Here is a 21,715-nt window from a genome sequence, read left to right on the forward strand (position 1 = left end):
GGATGATCGGCAAGCTCAACCACGTGGGCGTCGCGACCCCCTCCATCGACGAGTCGCTGAAGATGTATCGCGAGCTGCTCGGCGCCACGTCGGTCACCGAGAAGTGGGCGATGCCGGAGCAGGGGGTATGGGTGTGCTTCGTCAACCTGCCCAACAGCCAGATCGAGCTGATCGAGCCCTATGGCGAAAAGTCTCCGATCCATGGGTTTCTGGCCAAGAATCCCAAGGGCGGTCAGCATCACATCTGCTTCGAGGTCGAGAACATCTACGAAGCCCGTGACGCCCTGGTCGCAAAGGGCGCGACGGTGCTGGGCGAGCCTCGCATCGGCGCCCATGGCACGCTGATTATCTTCGTTCATCCCAAGGACATGGGCGGCCTGCTGGTCGAGCTCATGGAAACGCCTAAGGAAGCGCATCACTGATGAGCCCGATCACCTGGTTCGCCGTCTATCTGACCATCTGGTGGACCGTGCTGTTCGCCGTCTTGCCGCTGGGCTCGCGCAGCTTCCATGAGGCAGGCGTCGCGCCGCCGCCGGGAGTCGACCCTGGGGCGCCGATCAATCCGAACCTCAAGCGCAAGTTCATCACCACCACCTGGGTTTCGGCGGTTGTCTTCACGCTTTTCTTCCTGGTGGTGCATTTCAAGCTGGTGACGCTTCCGGACCTGCCGGCCGCCGCTTGACGTGCGGTTGCACAAGCCTTGGGCGAGCGGCGAGCAATTTGCCGTCAAACGCTCAAGCCTTGGGCGAATGGGCTCATTGTGAGCGCTTCCCATGGATGGCTGTGCCCCAACAGATGTTCGGGCGGTAGGGTGGCTTCAGGAGATCGGCCTAGCCGGTCTCGCTCTGTGGCGTCTTCCCCGACGATGACTCGAAAGGCCGCGCGGCGATCCGCGCGGCCTCTCTTTTTGCCTCGCCGGAGCCTTACTTTGGCCAGAAGCGCGACCGTAGAAAGTGGAAGCCGGTTTCTGGGATAGTCGCGCTTCCATGCTTGGAGGGACGAGCCTGTTGATCCGGTTCAGATCAAAGATCTGAACCGGACAGGCTCTACCGCGTTGCCAAGCTGTCGGGGGAGGGGGTATCTCAACCCCCTCTTGAATTCCCGGAGTTTCCAAGCTGATGCGCTTATCGCGCTATTTCCTGCCGGTGCTGAAGGAAGCGCCGTCCGACGCCCAGATCGTTTCGCACCAGCTGATGCTCCGCGCAGGCATGATCCGCCAGGAGGCGGCGGGCATCTACGCCTGGCTGCCACTGGGCTTGCGGGTCCTGAACAAGATCGAGCAGATCGTCCGTGAGGAAATGGATCGCGCCGGCGCCATCGAGCTGCTGATGCCGACGATTCAGTTGGCCGACCTGTGGCGCGAAAGCGGCCGCTACGACGACTACGGCGACGAGATGCTGCGCATCACCGACCGTCACAAGCGCGAGCTGCTGTTTGGCCCCACGGCCGAGGAAGTCGTCACCGACATCTTCCGCGCCTCGGTCAAGAGCTACAAGGACCTGCCTAAGAACCTCTACAACATTCAGTGGAAGTTCCGGGACGAGCGCCGTCCGCGCTTTGGCGTGATGCGCGGCCGCGAGTTCTTCATGAAGGACGCCTACAGCTTCGACCTCGACGCCGACGGCGCGCGCAAGTCTTACAACCGCATGTTCGTGGCCTATCTGAACCTGTTCGCGCGGATGGGCCTGAAGGCCGTGCCGATGCGGGCCGACACTGGTCCGATCGGTGGGGATCTCAGCCACGAGTTCATCGTCCTCGCCGAGACCGGCGAAAGCGCCGTCTTCTGCCATAAGGACCTCGTGGAGATGCCGGCCCCTGGTCCGGATCTCGACTGGATCAACGGCGACCTGCAACCGCTCGTAAATCAGCGCACGGCGCTGTACGCCGCGACCGAGGAAATGCACGACGAAGCGGCTTTCAACGCCCTGCCCGAAGGCGACCGCCTGTCGGCGCGTGGCATCGAGGTTGGCCACATCTTCTCGTTCGGCACGAAGTACTCCGAGCCCATGAAGGCCACGGTCCAGGGACCCGATGGTCAGCAGGTCCCGGTGCAGATGGGCAGCTACGGCGTCGGCGTCTCGCGCCTGCTGGGCGCGATCATCGAGGCCAGCCACGACGAGGGCGGCATCATCTGGCCGGAAAGCGTCGCGCCGTTCGATGTCGGCATCGTCAACATGCGCCAGGGCGACGCGGCTTGCGACGCGGCCTGCGAGACCGCCTACAACGCGCTCAAGGCCGCCGGCCGTGACGTGCTGTATGACGACACCGACGCCCGCGGCGGCGCCAAGTTCGCCACCATGGACCTGATCGGCCTGCCCTGGCAGCTGATCGTCGGCCCCAAGGGCATCGCCGACGGCGTCGTCGAGATCAAGAACCGCAAGACCGGCGAGCGTCACACCGCCTCGCTGGATTCCGTCCTCGACGGCCTGACCAAGAGCAAGACCGCCTGATGCCAGACGCCCGCGCCGCCGGTCCCTTCAGCCGCTGGGAGCGTTCGGTCGCTCGCCGGTATCTGTTCGCCAAGCGCAAGAACGGCGGCGTGGCGCTGATCTCGATCATCTCGTTCTGCGCGGTGATGTTGGCGGTCTTCGCCCTCATCACCGTGATGAGCGTGATGAACGGCTTCCGGGCCGAGCTGCTCGGCCGGATTCTGGGCTTCAATGGGCATCTCTACGCCCAATCGCCTCTGATCAACGGCCCCGACCGCGACACGATCATTCGCCGGATCAAGGCCGCGCCGGGCGTGATCCAGGCCGCGCCGATGGTCGAGGCCCAGGCCATGGTCATCGGTCCGACGCAAGTGAGCGGCGCGATCGTCCGCGGCGTGACCACCTCGGACCTGCGGCACATGTCGCTGATCGCGGGCAACATCAAGCAGGGCTCGCTGGCCGGTTTCGGCCAGGGCGAGTATGGCGGTGACACCGTCCTGATCGGCGATCGCATGGCTCAAACCCTGGGCGTGCGCCCGGGCGACGCCATCACCCTGATCTCGCCGTCGGGCCCGGCCACGGCGTTCGGCAGCTCGACCCGCGAGAAGAACTACATCGTCGGCGGGGTCTTCAGCGTCGGCATGAGCCAGTTCGACGAGGCCTTCGTCTATATGCCGCTGGAGCAGGCCCAACTGTTCTTCGGTCGCGACACCTCGATCGACTATGTCGAGATCAAGGTCGACGACCCGGACAAGGCCACGGACTACAAGCGCGCGGTCGAGGTGGCCAGCGGCCCGGGCGCCCTGGTCACCGACTGGGTCGAGAAGAACCAGAGCTACTTCAACGCCCTCCAGGTCGAGCGGAAGGTGATGCGGCTGATCCTGTTCTGCATCGTGGCCATCGCGACGCTGAACATCATCTCCAGCCTCGTCATGCTGGTGAAGAACAAGGGCAAGGACATCGCCATCCTGCGCACCATGGGCGCGGGGCAGGGGGCGATCCTGCGCATCTTCCTGATGGCCGGCGCGTCGATCGGCGTGGCGGGCACCTTGAGCGGTCTGGCGCTCGGAGCGCTGTTCTGCACCTACATCACGCCGATCCAGAACTTCGTCGAGTGGGCGACCGGCACCGCCGTGTTCAGCGCCGACGTCTATATGCTCTCGCACATCCCGGCGAAGATCGACTGGGTCGAGGTCGCGGGCATCGTCACGGCTTCGGCCCTGATGAGCCTGCTGGCGACCCTGCCGCCCGCCTGGCGCGCCTCGCGTCTCGATCCGGTGGAGGCGCTTCGCTATGAGTAATCCGACACAGACCTCGCCCATTTTGTCCCTTCGCGGGGTCGAGCGTGTCTACAAGACCGAGGCCGGCCCGCTGCCGGTGCTGCGCGGCGTCGACATCGACGTCTATCCAGGCGAGGTGGTCGGTCTGATCGGCCCTTCGGGCTCGGGCAAGTCGTCGTTGCTTCACTCGGCTGGCTTACTAGAGCATCCCGACGCCGGTTCGGTGACCCTGGAAGGGCGCGACTGCTCCAAGCTCTCGGAGCGCGTCCGCACGCGCATCCGCCTCGGCACGGTCGGCTTCGTCTACCAATTCCATCACCTGCTGCCCGAATTCACGGCGCTAGAGAACGTGGCCATGCCCCTGTCGATCGCCGGCAAGAGCCAGCGTGAGGCCGAGGCGCGCGCGAAGGAGCTTCTCGAGGGACTGGGCCTGGGTCATCGCCTTGACCACCAGCCGGCTCAGATGTCGGGCGGCGAGCAGCAGCGCGTGGCGATCGCCCGCGCGTTGGCTAATCGTCCGAAGCTGCTGCTGGCGGATGAGCCGACGGGCAATCTCGATCCGGCGACGTCGGAGGCCGTGTTCCAGTCGCTCTATGAGGTCGCGCGCCAGGAAGGCGTCGCCGCCCTGATCGCCACGCACAACATGGAACTTGCTCGTTACATGGACCGCGTCCTGGCGCTGAAGGACGGGCACCTCGAGGCGCGCACCTTCTCCTGACGGTCTAAAGCAGCGCCTGCTTCATCGCGGCGAAGAAGCCCGCCTGGTCGATGCGTTTGATGACCCGCGCGTTCGGCGGGCGGCGTTTCAGCGCCGGATCAGCGACCTCGATGTCGGGCAGGATCGAGTGAGAGACGCTAAGATAGCCCCGCGTCAGCTCGCCCAAGGTCTCCACGTCGACGACGCAGTGCTCGCTCTCAAGGATCAGGCCTTCGTCCAGGGCGACGGCGCAGGTCAGCGCGTCGGGATGCAGGCTGCCGTCGAGGCCTTCCGTTTCGCGGGCGAAGGCGAGCGAGGCCCGGTTCACGTCGGTGAAGAACCTGGCCTTCGGCGTGCCAAGCGCCTCGAGCTCCGCGAGTTGCGCGCTGGTGAACAGGCCGTCGCGCAGCGTCTCGGTCCAGGTGACGATCGACATGGCGAAGCCGGCGTTGACGACGATCTTGGCCGCCTCTGGATCGACATAGAAATTGTACTCGGCGGCCGGCGTGACGTTCCCGACGCCATTGTCCGTGCCCCCCATGATCCAGAGGTGCTTCAGCGCCTTGGCGATCCGAGGCTCGCGCAGGTAGGCCAGGGCGATATTGGTCAGCGGCGCCTGGGCGATCAGCGTGATCTCGCCGGGCGCGGCCATGATCCGCCGAACCAGTTCATCGACCGCGTGCCCCTCGGTCGGACGCTGGGCGGCCTTTGGGAAATGGCTGTCGCTCATGCCGTCGTGGCCGAAGACATAGGCCGCGTCGAGCGGCGCGCGCGTGAACGGGCGCTCTGCGCCCAGATAGACCGGCACGCCGGCCTTGCCGCAGCGCTCCAGCGTTACCAACGCGTTCTCGGCGTGCTGGATGAAGCCGACATTGCCGTGAGCGATGGTGACAGCCTCGACCTCCACGCCAGGGCGGGTCAGGGCGAGCATTAGCGAGAACACGTCGTCGCCAGCGGTGTCGGTGTCGATGATTAGGCGCATGGCGAGGGTGTGGCGCGATCCGCCGAAATTGGCCAGGGGCTAGGCGCGTCCCGAGCTTCGTTCATCGATCGGTCGATGAAAAAGCGCGAAATCGCGCGGAACATCTTGTGAACAGAACAAAACCGGAATATGGAACAAAACAAGAAATCTGTGGAGGTTCCGATGATCCGTGTGGCGCGTGAGTCTTTGGCCCTTGTTTCCGTCGTCGGCTTCGTCTGGATGATGTGCTCGGTCGCCCAACTGGTGGCCTGAGTCGTGTAGGCGGAGGGTTGGTCATGGCGGACGGGGAGGCAGACGGTTTCGTCCACCTACGGGTCCGCTCGGCCTATTCGCTGCTCGAGGGCGCGATCAAGGCCGATCAGATCGGCAAGCTGGCGGCGGCGGCGGGTATGCCCGCGGCGGGTCTCGCGGATCGGGCCAATCTGTTCGGGGCGCTGGAATATTCGTCCTACGCCAAGGACGCGGGGGTCCAGCCGATCATCGGCTGCGCGCTTCCAGTGGTCGGTATTGGTGGTGGCCCGACGGAGCGCTGGGCCCGGGCGCCCACTGTGATGCTGCTGGCCCAAAACGAGCAGGGCTATCTCAATCTCTCCGAACTCTCGTCGATCGCCTATCTCGATAGCGCGGAGTTGCCCGAACCGGTCGTGCCTTGGGCCAAGGTGGCCGAGTATAGCGACGGCTTGATTCTTCTGTCGGGCGGGACGGATGGTCCCGTGGATGCGTTATTCGCCGCTGGCAAGAGCGCCGAGGCGTCGGCCGCCCTGGCTGAGATGCATCGCGTCTTCGGCGATCGATTCTATGTCGAGCTCCAGCGTCATGGTCTGCCCAAGCAGGCGGCCGCCGAGCCTGGCCTGGTCAACTGGGCCTATGAGAACGACGTGCCGCTGGTCGCCACCAACGACGTCTATTTCGCCAAGCCGCAGTTCTACGAGGCGCACGACGCGCTGCTTTGCATCGCCGACGGCGCCTTCGTGGGCCAGGACGAGCGCCGTCGGGTCACGTCCGAACATTGGTTCAAGCCGCCGGCCGACATGCGCAAGCTGTTCGCCGACCTGCCGGAAGCTTGCGACAACACCCTCGATATCGCCCGCCGCTGCGCCTTCATGGTGCACAAGCGCGCGCCGATCCTGCCCAGCTTCCCGACCGGCGATGGCCGCAACGAGGCCGAGGAACTCCGCCACCAGGCGCGCGAGGGCCTGAAGGCGCGCCTCGAGGGGCTGACGCTGTCGGCGCCCGAGGAGGACTACTGGAAGCGCCTGGAGTTCGAACTCGACATTATCGAGAAGATGGGCTTCCCGGGCTACTTCCTGATCGTGTCGGACTTCATCAAGTGGGGTAAGGCGCACGGCATCCCGGTGGGACCTGGGCGGGGCTCGGGGGCCGGCTCTCTGGTCGCCTGGGTGCTGACCATCACCGATCTGGATCCGCTGCGCTTTGGTCTGCTGTTCGAGCGCTTCCTCAATCCCGAGCGGGTTTCCATGCCCGACTTCGACGTCGACTTCTGCCAGGAGCGACGCGAAGAGGTGATCTCCTATGTGCAGGAGAAGTACGGCCGCGATCGCGTGGCCCAGATCATCACCTTTGGCTCGCTGCAGGCCCGGGCCGTGCTGCGCGACGTCGGCCGGGTGATGCAGTTGCCGCTGGGCCTGGTCGACCGTCTCTGCAAGATGGTGCCGAACAACCCGGCCGCGCCGGTCACGCTCGCCCAGGCGATCGACATCGAACCGCGGCTGCGACAGGCGCGGGACGAGGACGCCAACGTCGCCAACTGCCTGAACGTCGCCCTTCAGCTGGAAGGCTTGTTCCGTAATGCCTCGACCCACGCCGCCGGCGTGGTGATCGGCGACCGGCCGCTGACGCAACTGACGCCGCTCTACAAGGATCCGCGCTCGGATCTGCCCGCCACCCAATTCAACATGAAGTGGGTCGAGAGCGCCGGTCTGGTGAAGTTCGACTTCCTCGGCCTTAAAACGCTGACGGTGCTGGACCGGGCGGTCAAGCACCTGAAGAAGCGCGGCTTCGAGATCGATCTGGGCAAGCTGCCCTTCGACGACACAAAGACCTACGAGCTGCTCGCCTCCGGCCAGACGGTCGGCGTGTTCCAGCTCGAAAGCCAGGGCATGCGCGACACCCTGCGCAAGATGCGCTGCGGCTCGATCGAGGAGATCACGGCGCTGATCTCGCTGTATCGACCGGGCCCAATGGACAACATCGACACCTTCGTCGACTGCAAGTTCGGCCGTAAACCCGTCGACACCCTGCACCCGTCGCTGGAAGGGGTGCTGAAGGAGACCTACGGCGTCATCGTCTACCAGGAACAGGTGATGCAGATCGCCCAGATCCTGGCGGGCTACAGCCTGGGCGAAGCCGACCTTCTGCGGCGCGCCATGGGTAAGAAGAAAAAGGAGGAGATGGATCTCCAGAAGATCCGTTTCGTCTCCGGCGCCAAGGAAAAGAACGTTCCCGAGGAGCAGTCGGGCTCGATCTTCGAACTGGTGGCCAAGTTCGCCGGCTACGGCTTCAACAAGTCGCACGCCGCCGCCTACGCCTTCATCTCGTACCAGACCGCTTGGTTGAAGGCGAACACGCCGGTCGAGTTCTTCGCCGCGTCGATGAGCCTGGATTTGTCGAACACCGACAAGCTGGCCGTCTTCCACCAGGACGCGCGGCGCTTCGGGATCACGGTGCGCGCCCCGGACGTGAACCGCTCTGGCGCCGACTTCGAGGTCGAGAACGGGGAGGTGCTCTACGCCCTGGGCGCCATCCGCAATGTTGGCCTCGACGCGATGAAGCATCTGGTGGCCGTGCGCGAAGAGGGCGGCCCGTTCCGCGACCTGTTCGACTTTGTCGAGCGGATCGATCCGCGCCAGGTCAACAAGCGGGCCATCGAAAACCTGGCGCGGGCCGGGGCCTTCGACTCGTTCCATAAAAACCGCGCCCAGATCGTGGCTTCGGCCGATGTGCTGATCGCCCACGCTCAGAGCTGCCACGCCGACCGCCAGGGCGGGCAGGGCGGTCTGTTTGGTTCGGACTCCGGCGCCGGCCGTCCGCGTCTGGCCAAGACCGAGAACTGGAACCAGGTCGACCTGCTGGACGAGGAGCTGTCGGCCGTCGGTTTCTATCTGACCGGCCATCCGCTGGAGGACATGGTCGGCATGCTCCGCCGGCGGCGCACGGCCATGCTGGCCGAGGCCATGGTTCAGGCCGAAGCCGGCATGGAAGCCTTCCGGATGTGCGGCGTGGTCCGTCGCCGCCAGGAGCGCGCCTCGCAAAGTGGCGAGAAGTTCGCCTTCGTCTCGCTATCGGATCCGACCGGCGAGTACGAGGTGCTGTTCCCGCCGGAATCCCTGCGTAAGTGCCGCGACGTGCTGGAGCCCGGCAAGGCCGTTGCTATCAAGGTGCGCGCCAAGGCTCGGGACGGCGAGGTTCGTTTCTTTGGCGACGACGCGGAGCCGATCGAGAAGGCCATCGAGAACGTGGTGGCCGGTCTTCGCGTGCACCTGTCGCCCTCGGCCGCCGAGATCGATGCGCTTAAACGGCGCCTTGAGCCGGCCCAGAGCCAGAAGGGCGGCGAGGTGACCTTCGTCGCCGCGATCAGCGGCGGGCGCGAGATCGAGCTGAGGCTTCCGGGTCGCTATAGCCTCGACGCGGCGCTGCGGGGAGCGCTGAAGACCGCGCCCGGGGTGGCGCTTCTGGAGGATGTTTAGGAAAATATTCCTATATCCTGGGTGTCACGGTGGCGGCTGATCCGCTCGCGATGACCTTGGCGATGGTTGGCGGAGATCGACATGGCGCGTCATGAGGGTGGTTGTCAGTGTGGGCGAGTTCGGTTCTCGGCCGACGTCGAGCTGGAGGGATTGATCAGTTGCAACTGCTCGCGATGCGGCAGGCTGGGCTCGATCTTGACCTTCGTCAGCGCCGGGGCGTTCTCCCTGGACCAGGGCGAGGACGCCCTGACCGAGTTCAAGTTCAACACCGACAAAATCTCGCATCTCTTCTGCGAGACCTGTGGAGTCCAATCGTTTGGCAGGGGCGTTGCGCCGGATGGTCGGGAGATGATCGCGGTGAACGTGCGCTGCCTGGACGACGTCGATGTCTTTAGCCTGAAACCGCAAGAGGTCGATGGAAAGTCGTTCTAGCCTCGGCGCTGCGGTTGGCTGACGTCGCGGCGGGGGCGAAGCGCGCGGGTTGCGCTTTTCTGGCGGAGGCATGGAAGGGATCATGAAGGTGCCCGTGAACAGTGCTTTCGAAGCCGTTGCCCATGATCCCGCGACGCTCGGATTCTACGCCGACCGGGCGAGAGTGTATGCCTATAGCGCGCGCGATGGGCCAAGCCAGCGTCTGGACGCATTCCTGAAGCGCCTTTGTCCGGGTGCGCGCATCCTTGAACTGGGATGCGGGGACGGGCGGGATAGCCAAGCCATGCTGACGCTAGGTTTCGATGTGGATCCCACGGACGGGGTCGCCTCCATGGCGAGGCAGGCCGAGGCAAGGCTTGGGCGGCCGGTGCGGGTGATGCGCTTCGATGAACTGGATTGCACGCAGACCTATGATGGTGTCTGGGCGAACGCCAGCTTGCTCCACGTGCCCCGTCTAGCGTTTCCCAGCGTGGTGGCGCGCATCCACCGGGCCTTGAAACCAGGGGGGATTCACGCCGCCAGCTATAAGGCTGGCGAGGCGGAGGGGCGAGACGGGCTCGGACGTTACTTCAACTATTTCTCCGCGGAGGCGCTGGCAGCCGCCTATCGCTCCGGCGCGGATTGGGAGTTCCTCTCTGTCGAGAGCCATGTCGGTGGCGACTACGAGGGCGGCTCGAGGCCCTGGATCACGATCACGGTGCGCAGATCAACCTGAAGAGCGCTGACATCACCACGCCGCCGCCCGGCCATTCAGCAGCCCCGCCCGGAACAGCCGTCGCTCGGCCGCCTTGCCGCCTTTGACGATGACGGGCTTGTCGGCGGCGCGCAGGATCGGCAGATCGTCGAGGCTGTCGGTATAGGCGTAGGCCCAGCGGGCTCCGTGACCGGCCTCGGCCAGAGCTTGGCACTTGCGCTGGTTGCGGCAATGGATGTTGGCGATCCAACCGCCAAGGCCGGGCTTGAGCGAGGTGCCGAGCACGTCCACGTGGCGATCCAAGGTGCGCAGCAGCGCCTCGGCCAGGCAGGTTGGCGCGGCGGTGACGACCACGACCTGGTCGCCGGCCTCGACATGGGTGTCCAAAGCGGCCAAGGCCTGGGACCTCCAGGCCAGTTTGCAGCGCTTTTCGACGAACGCTCGGGCGAAGGTGTCGCAGGACGCCAGCAGCTGTTGCTCCGATAGGCCGGCGGTGGCGATCCATAGCAGGATCGAGGCGCCAACTCGTCTCGTATGGGGCAGGGCGACCATGGGGCCGGCGATGGGCGCGACCGCGAGCGTCGCCAGAAGACGCACGGGCGAACGTTTGGCGCGTTCCCACAGCCATAGCGCCGTGGAATCTCCGTTCAGCAGCGTGCCGTCCAGGTCGAAGACCGCGAGCATCGTCATTCCTATCCTGCCTCGTCTTCGTGAGTGGGCCACGGTTCCGTGGAGGTTTCGCGAAGCCCGACCGCCTTTTTGGTGGAGGAGCGCGCGTCAAGGGGCTCTTCTCCATGAGACGAGATCACCGAGGGGGGCGCTTCAAGCCCCGAGCGATCATCTTTCACCGGCGCCGAGGCGATGAGCGGGCTTGCTTTTTCGTTCAGCAGCGACTATCTGCGCGGCCATTCCACACGTGGACGTTCGGCCGCATCGGGGAGACATCCCGGCGTCGCCGTTCCGGTCCCGCTCCAGAATCGTCTGGAACGGGGGTGTCCACGGAGGTTCAACCGGAAAAAGGATTAAGGCCCGATGGCTCTTCCCGAATTCTCCATGCGTCAGCTCCTGGAAGCCGGCGCTCACTTCGGTCACCAGACGCACCGCTGGAACCCGAAGATGGACCGCTACATCTTCGGTTCGCGCTCGAACATCCACATCATCGACCTGTCGCAGACGATCCCGCTGCTGCACCAAGCCCTGGTGAAGGTCCGTGAAGTCGCCGCCGCCGGCGGCCGCGTGCTGTTCGTCGGCACCAAGCGCCAGGCCAGCGACCCGGTCGCCACGGCCGCCAAGCGCTGCGCCCAGTACTATGTGAACCACCGCTGGCTCGGCGGCACCCTGACCAACTGGCGCACCGTCTCGGGCTCGATCGCTCGTCTGCGCGAGCTGGAAGGCGTCCTGGCTGGCGAAGCCCAAGGCCGTTCCAAGAAGGAACTGCTGCAGCTGACCCGCGAGCGCGACAAGCTTGAACTGTCGCTGGGCGGCATCAAGGACATGGGCGGCATCCCCGACATCATGTTCGTGATCGACACCAACAAGGAAGCGATCGCGATCCTCGAAGCCCGCAAGCTGAACATCCCGGTCGTCGCCATCCTCGACACCAACTGCGACCCGGACGGCATCACCTATCCGATCCCGGGTAACGACGACGCCGCTCGCGCCCTGCAGCTGTACTGCGACCTGATCGCCGACGCCGTCCTGGACGGCCTGGCCGCCGGTCAAGCCGCCGCTGGCGTGGACCTGGGCGCTTCGGTCGCTCCGGTTGAACCGGCCCTGGCCCGCGAACTGGCGCCGGAAGCTCCGGCCGTCGAAGCCGCTCCGGCCGCCGAAGCGGCTCCGGAATCGGCCGAAGGCTGATTTCCAACGCGTCCCCGCTCCGCGCGGGGACCGTCGCGACCCTGACATGCGACCGAGCTAACAAGCTCGGTCGCTAACCGTTTGAATCTGGAGATTTTCGATGGCTGAGATCACCGCCGCCCTCGTCAAGGAACTGCGCGAAAAGTCCGGCGTCGGCATGATGGACTGCAAGAAGGCGCTGGCTGAGAACAACGGCGACATCGAAGCGTCCATCGACTGGCTGCGCGCCAAGGGCCTGTCCAAGGCCGCCAAGAAGGCCGATCGCGCCGCCGCCGAAGGCCTGGTGGCCATCGCCGTCGTCGATCAAGGCGCTGGCGAAACCGCCACGGCCGTCGAAGTGAACGCCGAAACCGACTTCGTGTCGCGTAACGACCTGTTCCAAGGCGCCGCCCGTCAAATCGCCGGCGCCGCTCTGGGCACCGACGGTTCGGTCGACGCGATCACCGCCGCCAAGCTGGCCGGCGGCGAGACCGTTCAGGACCACCTGACCAACCTGATCGCCACGATCGGCGAGAACATGATGGTTCGTCGCGCCGCCAAGTGGACGGTCGAGAACGGCGTCGTCGCTTCGTACATCCACAACGCCACCGCGCCGGACCTCGGCCGCATCGGCGTGCTGGTCGCTCTCGACTCGACCGGCGACAAGGCCGCCCTGCGCGAGCTGGGCCGCAAGATCGCCATGCACGTCGCGGCGACCTCGCCGCTGTCGCTGTCGCCGGACGATCTGGACCCGGCCGCCATCGAGCGTGAAAAGGCCGTGTTCACCGAGCAAGCGCTCGAGTCGGGCAAGCCGCCGGCGGTCGTCGAGAAGATGATCGAAGGCCGTATCCGCAAGTTCCTGGAAGAAGTCGTGCTGCTGAAGCAGGCCTTCGTCATGAACCCGGATCAGACGGTCGAGCAGCTGGTCGCCGAGACCGCCAAGACCCTTGGCGCGCCGATCGCCGTGAAGGGCTTCACCCGTCTCGCCCTGGGCGAAGGCGTGGAAAAGAAGCAAGACGACTTCGCCGCCGAAGTCGCTTCGATGACCGGCCAAGGCTAAAGCCTTCCGTCGGACGCCGCTCGGCGCCCGACAGACATTCAGGGCGCGGCGCGTTTAGACGCGCGCCGCGCCCTTTTTGCGCCCGCCGGCCAAGCTTTCTAGGGCGGTTGGCAAAACACATCTCAGTTCTGTACAACGCACGTAATGTGCGTGCCGACGACTCAGGAATAGCGGTCCATGTCCGATACCAGCGCGCCCCAGAAATATCGCCGCATCCTGCTGAAAGTGTCGGGCGAGGTCCTGATGGGCGATACGCCCTACGGCATCGACACCAAGACCGTGCAATCGGTGGCCGACGACGTCGCCGAGATCGTCAAGTCGGGCGTCGAGCTGTGCCTGGTGATCGGCGGCGGCAACATCTTCCGCGGCATGGCCGGCGCGGCCAAGGGCATGGAGCGCTCCAGCGCCGACTACATGGGCATGCTGGCCACGGTCATGAACGCCCTGGCTATGCAGGATGCTCTCGAGCGTATCGGTGTCGAGACGCGCGTGCAGTCGGCCATCCCGATGGCCACGGTCTGCGAGCCCTATATCCGCCGCCGCGCCCAGCGCCACCTGGAGAAGGGCCGCGTCGTGATTTTCGCCGCCGGCACCGGCAACCCATTCTTCACGACCGACACGGCCGCGGCTCTACGCGCCGCCGAGATGCAGTGCGACGCTCTGTTCAAGGGCACCAGCGTCGATGGCGTCTACACCGCCGATCCCAAGAAGGATCCGAAGGCCGAGCGCTATGACCGCCTGACCTATATGGACGTCTTGGCCAAGGACCTGCGCGTCATGGACGCCTCTGCCGTGGCGCTGATGCGCGACAGCAACATTCCAATCGTGGTCTTCTCGATCAAGGGACGCGGCAATCTGCTGAACGTCCTGCGAGGCGAGGGGACCCATACCGTGGTCGCTAGCGACCGCGCCGCCGCCTAGTTCTCGAAAAAAGCGAGGAGAGCCCGTCATGGCCGCCGCCGAAAAACCCGTCCTGTCGCGCTATCGCGATCGCATGGACAAGGCCGTCGCCGCTCTGAAGGAAGAGTTCGGCAGTCTGCGCACTGGCCGCGCCTCGGCCAGCCTTCTGGACCAGGTGATGGTCGAGGCCTACGGCTCGACCACGCCGCTGAACGCCGTGGCCTCGGTCAGCGTGCCTGAACCGCGCCAGATCAATGTCAGCGTCTGGGACCGCGGCGTCGTGGTCTCGGTCGAGAAGGCGATCCGCGCCTCGGGCCTGGGCCTGAACCCGGTCGTCGAAGGCCAGAACCTGCGCATCCCGATCCCGCCGCTGACCGAGGAGCGCCGCAAGGACCTCCAGAAGATCGCGGGCAAATACGCCGAGCAGCAGAAGATCGCCGTTCGGAACGTCCGCCGCGACGCCAACGACGACCTGAAGAAGGCGGAGAAGGACAGCGCCATCGCCGAGGACGAGCGCAAGAAGATGGAAACCGAGGTCCAGAAGATGACCGACGAGGCCATCAAGCGCATCGACGAGGCCTTGAAAACCAAAGAACAAGAGATCATGCAGGTCTGATCGCCCTTCCCGTTGCGTGGGGAGAGGACGAGGGAAGGTTGAAGCGGATGTCGCCGACCACCGGCTTGCAGGACGTTTCGGCGCGCGCCGGAGGAGGCGCGCCCGATCAGCGTTTGCATGTGGCCATTATCATGGATGGCAATGGCCGCTGGGCGAAGCAGCGGGGGATGCCGCGCGTCCTAGGCCATCGCGCCGGCGTGAACGCTCTGAAGCGCACGGTCGAGGGCGCTCAAAGCCAGAACGTCGGTGTGCTGACGGTCTTTGGCTTCTCGACCGAGAATTGGCGTCGGCCAGCCCAGGAGGTCTCCGAACTGATGGGCTTGCTCAAGGCCTATGTGGAATCGGACCTTGAGCGGTTGGCGCGGGCTGGGGTGCGGGTCCGCATCATCGGTCGCCGCACCGGCCTGTCCCCCGACATCGCCGAGGTGATCGAGCGGGCCGAGAAGCGCACGGCCGAGAACGCCGATTTCGTGCTGCAGGTCGCCTTCAACTATGGCGGTCAGGCCGACATCGCCGACGCCGCTCGCGCCTTCGCCGAGAAGGTCGCCCGCGGCGAGGCCAAGCCCGAGGACCTCACCGAGGAGACCTTCGGCCAGCTGTTGTCGACCGCCGCGGCGCCGTCGCCGGATCTGATCGTGCGCACCAGCGGCGAGCGCCGCATCTCCAACTTCCTGCTATGGGACAGCGCCTACGCCGAACTGGTGTTCCAGGACGTGCTGTGGCCCGACTACGGACCGGAAGCCCTCGCGGCGGCCATCGCCGAATATCGCCGTCGGGATCGACGCTATGGAGGGGTCGCGGCCGATGACGTCGCCGTCGCCGGCTAAGCGCTTTAACTGGGGCAATCTTCGAATGCGCGTGGTCTCGGCCACCGTGCTCGTGCCTACGGTCGTGGCCGCCGTATGGCTGGGCGGCGCGTGGATCCTGGCGCTGGCCCTGATCTGCGTGGCCTTGCTGGCTCGGGAATGGGGCAAGATCAGCGCGCCCAAGGCCCCGCGCGCCGTCGGGGCCGTTGTCGGCGTCTTCTGCGCGCTGGCGGTGATCGCCGCCTTCCTGCATCTGTTTCTTATCGCCTGGACCGTCGTTCTGGTCGGCGCCTTCCTGGCCGGGCTGATCGCGCGCGGCGCCGTGGAGCGCCGGGCCGACGCCGCCTATGGCGTCGTCTATATCGCGCCCGCCGTGATCGCTCTGGTCTGGGTGCGATCCCTGCCGGATGGCCTCTGGTGGACCCTGCTGCTTTTCGTGGTCACCTGGTTCGCCGACATCTTCGCCTATGTCGCCGGCAGCATCTTCAAGGGCCCCAAGCTCTGGCCCCAGATTTCGCCCAACAAGACCTGGTCGGGCTTCGTGGGCGGTCTGGTGGCCGCGACGATCGGGGCCATGCTGGTGGCCTATTTCGCCCAGCTGAAACTCATCTGGCCGGCGGCGGCGCTGGTGGGCTTCCTTGGCGGCTTGGCGACCATGGCCGGCGACCTCTGGGAGTCGATGCTCAAGCGCCGCTTCGGCGTGAAGGACAGCGGCGACATCATTCCGGGCCACGGCGGTCTGCTGGACCGCGTCGATGGCCTGATGTTCGCGGCCATCGTCATCGCCGCCGTACGCCTCGTCGATCATTGGGGATGGGCGCATTGACCTCGCCACGCAAGGTGGTGGTTCTAGGCTCGACCGGATCGATCGGCCTTTCGACCTTGAGCCTTTTCGAAGAGTCCGGCGCGCCGGTCGAGATCCTGGCGTTGACCGCGGGGGGCAATGTCGATCGCTTGATCGAGCAGGCGTTGCGCTGGAGACCGCGCGTCGCGGTCATTCAGGACGAGGCCAAGCTTGGCGCCCTGAGGGACGGCCTAGCCGGGAGCGGCGTCAGCGCCGCCGCGGGCTCGACCGCGATTGTCGAAGCGGCCGCCATGGGCGCGGATTGGGTGATGTCGGCCATCGTGGGCGCGGCGGGCCTGGCGCCCACCGTGGCCGCCGCCCGCACCGGCGCGGTCATCGCCCTGGCCAACAAGGAAAGCCTCGTTTGCGCTGGGCCGGCGCTGCTGGCGATCGCGAAGGCGGCCGGCGGTTCGGTCATCCCCGTGGACTCCGAGCATTCGGCCATCTTCCAAGTGCTGCAGCCCGACTGCGCCCATCGGGTCTCGCGACTCATCCTGACCGCCTCGGGCGGGCCGTTCCGCACCTGGGACAAGGCCGCGATGGCCGCGGCGACGCCCGAGCAGGCCGTGGCTCATCCGAACTGGTCGATGGGCGCCAAGATTTCGGTCGATTCCGCGACGATGATGAACAAGGGGCTCGAGATGATCGAAGCCTCCTATCTGTTTGGAACGCCGGAAGACCGCGTGGACGTCGTGATTCACCCCCAGTCCGTGATCCATAGCCTGGTGGAATACGCCGACGGCTCCACGCTCGCCCAGCTGGGCCCTCCGGACATGCGCGGCCCGATCGCCTGCGCCTTCTCCTGGCCCGACCGCCTGCCGTGGCCAGCCCCGCGCCTGGATTTGGCGGCCTACGGCCAACTGACGTTCGAATCGCCTGATCTGGATCGCTTCCCCTCGATCGGCATCGCCCGCGAGGCGCTCCGCCTCGGCGGAGGCGCGCCGACGGCGATGAACGCGGCCAACGAGGTCGCGGTCGCCGCTTTCCTTGACCGGAAGATTGGCTTTCTCGATATTGCCGCCGCGGTGGCGGGAACCCTCGAGCGCATGAATAGTCTTGATGGGCTCTCCATCGCGGAAGATGACGCCGTCGATAACGCGATGATGATCGACGCCAGCGCTCGCCGCATTGCGGCCGAGGTTGTCGCGCAAAAGCATCGCCGCTGATCGGGAGACCCGGCCATTTCATGACCGACGTGCTGTTCTACATCGTTCCCACGGTCTTCGTGCTGTCCATCGTGGTGACCATCCACGAGTTGGGCCACTTCTGGGTGGCGCGGGCTTGCGGTGTCGCGATCGACTGCTTTTCGATCGGCTTTGGGCGCTCCCTGGTCTCGTGGCGCGACAAGCAGGGCGTGGAGTGGCGCATCGCGGCGATTCCCCTTGGCGGCTATGTTCGGTTCTCGGGGGACGAAAACGCCGCCAGCGTGCCGGATCAGAACGACCTTTCGGCCATGAAACGCGCCATCATCGAGCGCGAGGGCGAGGCGGCCGTCAATCGCTACTTCCATTTCAAGCCGGTCTGGCAGAGGGCGCTGATCGCCGCCGCCGGTCCGACGGCGAATTTCATCCTGGCCATCCTGATCATGGCCGTGTTCCTGGTCGTGATCGGCAATCCACGCGGCCAGGCCACCGTGCGCGAGGTGCAGCCCAATTCGCCGGCCGCTCAGGCGGGCCTTTTGCCGGGCGATATCCTGCTGAAGGCGGATAAGACGCCGATCCGCGGCGCGGGCGATGTCAGCGCCTATGTCTCCCTGCGCGCCAAGATGCCGATCGACCTGACGATCGAGCGGGCGGGGCGCGTGCAACACGTCACCGTTGTTCCCGCCCTGGCCGAAAGCCGCGACGATATCCGAGGCCGCGTCAAGGAAGGCCGCATGGGCGTGGTGCTGGGTAGTGTTTCGCGCCTGGAGAAGTCGAGCGTCCTCACCGCCATTCCCGACGCGACCGTCGAGGTCTGGAGCATGATCAAGACGATCGGCTTCTATCTGGGCCGCCTGGTCACCGGCCAAATGCCGGCGGATCAGATCAGCGGCATCATCGGCATCGGCCACACCGCCGGCGCCGTCACCAAGGCTAGCGCCGCGGGCGCGCCCGACGTGGCCACCATGGCGCTGCGGGTCTTCGTCTCGTCGATGCTGCTGATCGCCAGCCTTTCGGTCAGCATCGGCTTCATGAATCTGCTGCCGATCCCCGTTCTGGATGGCGGCCATCTGCTGATGTACGCCTACGAAGCCGTGGCGCGACGTCCCTTGCGGGCGGACTTCCAAGCGGCCGGTTTCCGCGCGGGGCTTGCCTTGATCCTGGGTTTCATGCTGTTCGCGGCGTGGAACGACCTCAACCGCTACGACGTGTTCAAATTCATCGGTGGCCTGTTCACGTGAACGTCCGCCCTCCGTCCATGATTGGTCACATGAACAGATTTCGCGCCCAAAGCGCCGCGTTCGCCACGGGTATGGCGCTGCTTCTCGGCTCGACGGCCCTGGTGGCTCCGCATCAGGCTTTCGCGCAGGCCGCCCAGACCGGGGTGGTGCAGCGCATTGTTGTGCAAGGCAACGAGCGGATCGAGCAGGGCACGGTCCTGTCCTATCTGCCAATCCAGCCGGGCGACACGGTCGACTCCCAGCGCCTTGACCTGGCGCTGAAGACCCTGGCGCGCACGGATCTGTTCGCCGACGTCAAGATCGAGATGCAGGGCGGCGACCTCGTGGTCCGCGTCGTCGAGAACCCGATCATCAACCAGGTTGTCTTCGAGGGGAATTCATCCCTGAAGGAAGACAAGCTGAAGGACGAGGTGCAGATCCGTCCGCGCGGCATCTTCACCCGCGCCAAGGTCCAGGCTGACGTCCAGCGAATCATCGAGCTCTATCGCCGTTCCGGCCGTATCTCGGCGACCGTGACGCCCAAGGTGGTCGAGCTGCCGCAAAAGCGCGTCGACCTGGTGTTCGAGATCAGCGAAGGGCCCAAGAGCGGCGTCCTGGGCATCAACTTCCTGGGCAATTCCGAGTTCTCGGACAACGACCTGCGCGACGTGGTCGTGACCAAGGAAAGCCGCTGGTACAAATTCCTCACCAGCAACGACAACTACGATCCGGATCGGATCGAGTACGACCGCGAACAGCTGCGGAAGTTCTATCGTAACCGCGGCTACTTCGACTTCCGCGTCGTCTCGTCCGTGGCTGAACTGGCCCCGGACAAGAACGGTTTCGCTGTCACCTACACCCTGGACGAGGGCCCGAAGTACAAGTTCGGCAAGGTCACCGTCGAAACCGAGCTCAAGAAGCTGGACGGCAATCTGCTGGCGCAGATCCTGCCGATCCGCGCCGGACAGCTCTACGAGGACGAGAAGATCGAGCAGGCGACCGACGCCCTGACCTTCGCGGCGGGCGCGGCCGGCTTCGCCTTCGTGGACGTGCGTCCGCGCTATGTCCCGAACCGCGAGACGAAAACCGTCGACGTGGTCTTCCAGGTCCGCGAAGGGCCGCGCGTCTATGTCGATCGCATCGACATCGTCGGCAACACCCGCACGCTCGACTACGTGCTCCGCCGCGAGCTGGAGGTCGCCGAGGGCGACGCCTACAACCGCGTGCTGGTCGATCGGTCGAAGAACAACATCCGTCGTCTGGGCTTCTTCAAGGAAGTCGATATCGACGACACCCCCGGCTCCGCGCCGGACCGCACCAGTCTGCGCGTGAAGGTCGAGGAGCAGCCGACCGGCGAACTGTCGTTCAGCGCGGGTTATAGCTCCGTCGACAAGCTAGTGCTGGACGTCGGCATCACCGAGCGGAACTTCCGCGGTCGCGGCCAGAACTTCCGCGCCCGCGCCTCGGTCGGTTCGCTGCGTCAGCAGATCGATTTCGGCTTCTCCGAGCCGCGCTTCCTGGGTCGTAACCTCGTGGCGGGGGTGAACCTCTACACGTTCCGCTACGACCTGTCGGACTACGCGGCCTACGACACCAAGTCGGTCGGCGGCGATGTGCGGTTCGGCTTCCCGCTGACCAACGACGCGTCGATGAGCCTGCGCTACACGGTCCGTCAGGACGACGTCAGCGTCGCCGACAGCCTCTGCACCAGCGGCTCGGTCTCGCAGATCCTCTGCCTGCAGCGCGGCGCCTACATCACCTCGATGATCGGCTACGGCCTGCGCATCGATAAGCGGAACGACCCGATCAATCCGACGCGCGGCTGGTTCGCGGACCTGAACCAGGATCTGGCCGGCATCGGCGGCGACGTGAAGTACCTCAAGACCGAAGCCGACGCCGGCTGGTATTGGGGCTTCACCAAGGATCTGGTGTTCAGCGCCACCGGCTCGTTCGGCTACATCCAGGGCTGGGGCGGCGACAACGTCCGCATCAACGACCGCTTCTATCGCGGCGGCACCTCGTTCCGCGGCTTCGAGATCGCCGGTATCGGTCCGCGCGACGTCTCGAGCACGAACAACTCGATGGGCGCCAAGCTTTACGCCATCAGCACCTTCGAGCTGACCGTCCCGACCTTCCTGCCCGAACAGTACGGCATCAAGGCCGCCCTGTTCAGCGACGTGGGTACGGCCGGTCTGCTGGATGATGTGGATCGCCAGAGGTCACCCGGCGTCTTCGATCCGAACATCAAGGATAACCTGGCCCTGCGTGCCACGGCCGGTATCTCGATCGACTGGAAATCGCCCATGGGCCCCATTCGATTCGATATCAGCCGCATTTTGGCCAAGGAAAGCTACGACCGAACCGAAACGTTCCGGTTCTCCACCTCCACAAGGTTCCAATAAACATGTCCAAGTTCCTGTCCGCGGCCGCTTCCAGCGTTGTCGCTCTCGCCATCGCGACCAGCGCCTCGGCCCAGACGGCTCCGGCCGCCGCTCCCGCGGCTCCGGCCGTGACCCACGGTCCGGCCCTGACTGGCGTCTGCATCTTCTCCGACAAACGCGCGGTCGGTCAGTCGCTGGTCGGCAAGGCCGTCGACGCCCGCCTGAAGACCATCGCTCAACAGGTCAACGCCGAGCTGACCAGCGAGCGCACGGCGCTCGAGACGGAAGCCAAGGCTCTCGAAGCCAAGCGCGCCACCCTGGCTCAAGACGCCCAGGAGCAGCAAGGCGCCGCTCTGCAGGTCAAGGCCAACGCCTGGCAGCGCAAGGCGCAGCTGCGCCAGCGCGAGGTCGAGGCGACCGAGCAGAAGGCGCTGTCGCGCGTCTACACGGAAATGGATACGCCGATCCGCCAAGTCTATCAGACGCAGAAGTGCAGCATCCTGTTCGACCGCGACTCCGTGATGCTGGCCAACCCGGCCATGGACATCACCGACGGCGTCGTCACGGCTCTGGACGCTCGCATCAAGACGCTGACCTTCGACCGTGAGCGTCTGGACCAACAGGTCCCCGGCGCGCAAGCTCTGCAGCCGACCAATAAGTAAGCGAATCGTCTCCTTTGGGTTTACCTA

21 protein-coding genes are annotated in these 21,715 nt (G+C 65.5%); 19 read left to right on the top strand and 2 right to left on the bottom strand.

Annotated features, from left to right (window positions below):
• The first annotated feature begins 2 nt into the window (after positions 1–2).
• The 5 genes from mce (at position 3) to J2728_RS08750 (ending at position 4,427) form a co-directional block, all read left to right on the top strand.
• The gene (gene mce, locus J2728_RS08730; protein ID WP_309998381.1) at positions 3–422 is read left to right on the top strand and encodes a methylmalonyl-CoA epimerase; all 420 of its coding nucleotides are present in this window, start codon (positions 3–5) and stop codon (positions 420–422) included.
• Positions 422–682 carry a DUF1467 family protein gene (locus J2728_RS08735; RefSeq protein ID WP_309998382.1) on the top strand — a complete coding sequence of 87 codons (261 nt, stop codon included), beginning with the start codon at positions 422–424 and terminating at the stop codon, positions 680–682. Before mce ends, J2728_RS08735 begins: the two co-directional genes overlap by 1 nt.
• Positions 683–1,118: 436 nt before the next feature.
• Entirely contained in the window at positions 1,119–2,450 is a 1,332-nt protein-coding gene (proS, locus tag J2728_RS08740) for a proline--tRNA ligase (protein ID WP_309998384.1), read from the top strand.
• Positions 2,450–3,730 carry a lipoprotein-releasing ABC transporter permease subunit gene (locus J2728_RS08745; protein WP_309998386.1) on the top strand — a complete coding sequence of 427 codons (1,281 nt, stop codon included), beginning with the start codon at positions 2,450–2,452 and terminating at the stop codon, positions 3,728–3,730. Before proS ends, J2728_RS08745 begins: the two co-directional genes overlap by 1 nt.
• Positions 3,723–4,427, top strand: a complete 705-nt coding sequence (locus J2728_RS08750) for an ABC transporter ATP-binding protein (protein WP_309998387.1) — start codon at positions 3,723–3,725, stop codon at positions 4,425–4,427. Before J2728_RS08745 ends, J2728_RS08750 begins: the two co-directional genes overlap by 8 nt.
• Before the next feature lie 4 nt (positions 4,428–4,431).
• Here the strand turns inward: J2728_RS08750 and J2728_RS08755 are convergent, their stop codons facing one another.
• Positions 4,432–5,388: a nucleoside hydrolase gene (locus J2728_RS08755; protein WP_309998389.1), complete on the bottom strand. Its 957-nt coding sequence runs from the start codon at positions 5,386–5,388 to the stop codon at positions 4,432–4,434.
• A 162-nt stretch (positions 5,389–5,550) separates the two neighbouring features.
• Between J2728_RS08755 and sidA the strand changes: the two genes are divergently transcribed.
• The 4 genes from sidA to J2728_RS08775 all read left to right on the top strand — a co-directional run bounded on the left by sidA (position 5,551) and on the right by J2728_RS08775 (position 10,242).
• On the top strand, positions 5,551–5,640 hold the full coding sequence (gene sidA, locus J2728_RS08760) for a cell division inhibitor SidA (protein ID WP_085954005.1): 90 nt from the start codon (positions 5,551–5,553) through the stop codon (positions 5,638–5,640).
• A 23-nt stretch (positions 5,641–5,663) separates the two neighbouring features.
• Positions 5,664–9,095, top strand: coding sequence for a DNA polymerase III subunit alpha (gene dnaE / locus J2728_RS08765; protein ID WP_309998391.1), 3,432 nt, complete (start codon positions 5,664–5,666; stop codon positions 9,093–9,095).
• 81 nt (positions 9,096–9,176) lie between these two features.
• A complete protein-coding gene (locus J2728_RS08770) occupies positions 9,177–9,527 on the top strand; it encodes a GFA family protein (RefSeq protein ID WP_309998393.1) in 351 nt (116 codons plus the stop codon).
• An 82-nt stretch (positions 9,528–9,609) separates the two neighbouring features.
• Positions 9,610–10,242: a class I SAM-dependent methyltransferase gene (locus J2728_RS08775; RefSeq protein WP_309998395.1), complete on the top strand. Its 633-nt coding sequence runs from the start codon at positions 9,610–9,612 to the stop codon at positions 10,240–10,242.
• Between the two features lie 12 nt (positions 10,243–10,254).
• On the opposite strand, the gene J2728_RS08780 is transcribed toward J2728_RS08775, so the two are convergent.
• Entirely contained in the window at positions 10,255–10,905 is a 651-nt protein-coding gene (locus J2728_RS08780) for a haloacid dehalogenase-like hydrolase (RefSeq protein WP_309999434.1), read from the bottom strand.
• A gap of 348 nt (positions 10,906–11,253) precedes the next feature.
• Between J2728_RS08780 and rpsB the strand changes: the two genes are divergently transcribed.
• The 10 genes from rpsB (at position 11,254) to J2728_RS08830 (ending at position 21,688) form a co-directional block, all read left to right on the top strand.
• On the top strand, positions 11,254–12,078 hold the full coding sequence (rpsB, locus tag J2728_RS08785) for a 30S ribosomal protein S2 (protein ID WP_309998397.1): 825 nt from the start codon (positions 11,254–11,256) through the stop codon (positions 12,076–12,078).
• A 100-nt stretch (positions 12,079–12,178) separates the two neighbouring features.
• On the top strand, positions 12,179–13,117 hold the full coding sequence (tsf, locus tag J2728_RS08790) for a translation elongation factor Ts (RefSeq protein ID WP_309998399.1): 939 nt from the start codon (positions 12,179–12,181) through the stop codon (positions 13,115–13,117).
• Positions 13,118–13,294: 177 nt separating this feature from the next.
• Entirely contained in the window at positions 13,295–14,038 is a 744-nt protein-coding gene (gene pyrH / locus J2728_RS08795) for a UMP kinase (protein ID WP_099442854.1), read from the top strand.
• A gap of 28 nt (positions 14,039–14,066) precedes the next feature.
• Positions 14,067–14,633 carry a ribosome recycling factor gene (gene frr, locus J2728_RS08800; protein WP_309998401.1) on the top strand — a complete coding sequence of 189 codons (567 nt, stop codon included), beginning with the start codon at positions 14,067–14,069 and terminating at the stop codon, positions 14,631–14,633.
• A 47-nt stretch (positions 14,634–14,680) separates the two neighbouring features.
• Entirely contained in the window at positions 14,681–15,460 is a 780-nt protein-coding gene (gene uppS, locus J2728_RS08805) for a polyprenyl diphosphate synthase (RefSeq protein WP_309998404.1), read from the top strand.
• Positions 15,420–16,265 (top strand): phosphatidate cytidylyltransferase, encoded by an 846-nt coding sequence (locus J2728_RS08810; RefSeq protein WP_309998406.1) that lies wholly within the window; start codon positions 15,420–15,422, stop codon positions 16,263–16,265. Before uppS ends, J2728_RS08810 begins: the two co-directional genes overlap by 41 nt.
• Positions 16,253–17,449 (top strand): 1-deoxy-D-xylulose-5-phosphate reductoisomerase, encoded by a 1,197-nt coding sequence (dxr, locus tag J2728_RS08815; protein WP_309998407.1) that lies wholly within the window; start codon positions 16,253–16,255, stop codon positions 17,447–17,449. Before J2728_RS08810 ends, dxr begins: the two co-directional genes overlap by 13 nt.
• A gap of 20 nt (positions 17,450–17,469) precedes the next feature.
• On the top strand, positions 17,470–18,666 hold the full coding sequence (locus J2728_RS08820) for a M50 family metallopeptidase (protein WP_309998409.1): 1,197 nt from the start codon (positions 17,470–17,472) through the stop codon (positions 18,664–18,666).
• A 17-nt stretch (positions 18,667–18,683) separates the two neighbouring features.
• On the top strand, positions 18,684–21,047 hold the full coding sequence (bamA, locus tag J2728_RS08825) for an outer membrane protein assembly factor BamA (protein ID WP_309998411.1): 2,364 nt from the start codon (positions 18,684–18,686) through the stop codon (positions 21,045–21,047).
• Between the two features lie 2 nt (positions 21,048–21,049).
• Positions 21,050–21,688 (top strand): OmpH/Skp family outer membrane protein, encoded by a 639-nt coding sequence (locus J2728_RS08830; RefSeq protein WP_309998413.1) that lies wholly within the window; start codon positions 21,050–21,052, stop codon positions 21,686–21,688.
• The last annotated feature ends 27 nt before the right edge of the window (positions 21,689–21,715 follow it).

The organism is Caulobacter segnis (assembly GCF_031454995.1).
GTDB classification, from domain to species: domain Bacteria; phylum Pseudomonadota; class Alphaproteobacteria; order Caulobacterales; family Caulobacteraceae; genus Caulobacter; species Caulobacter segnis_E.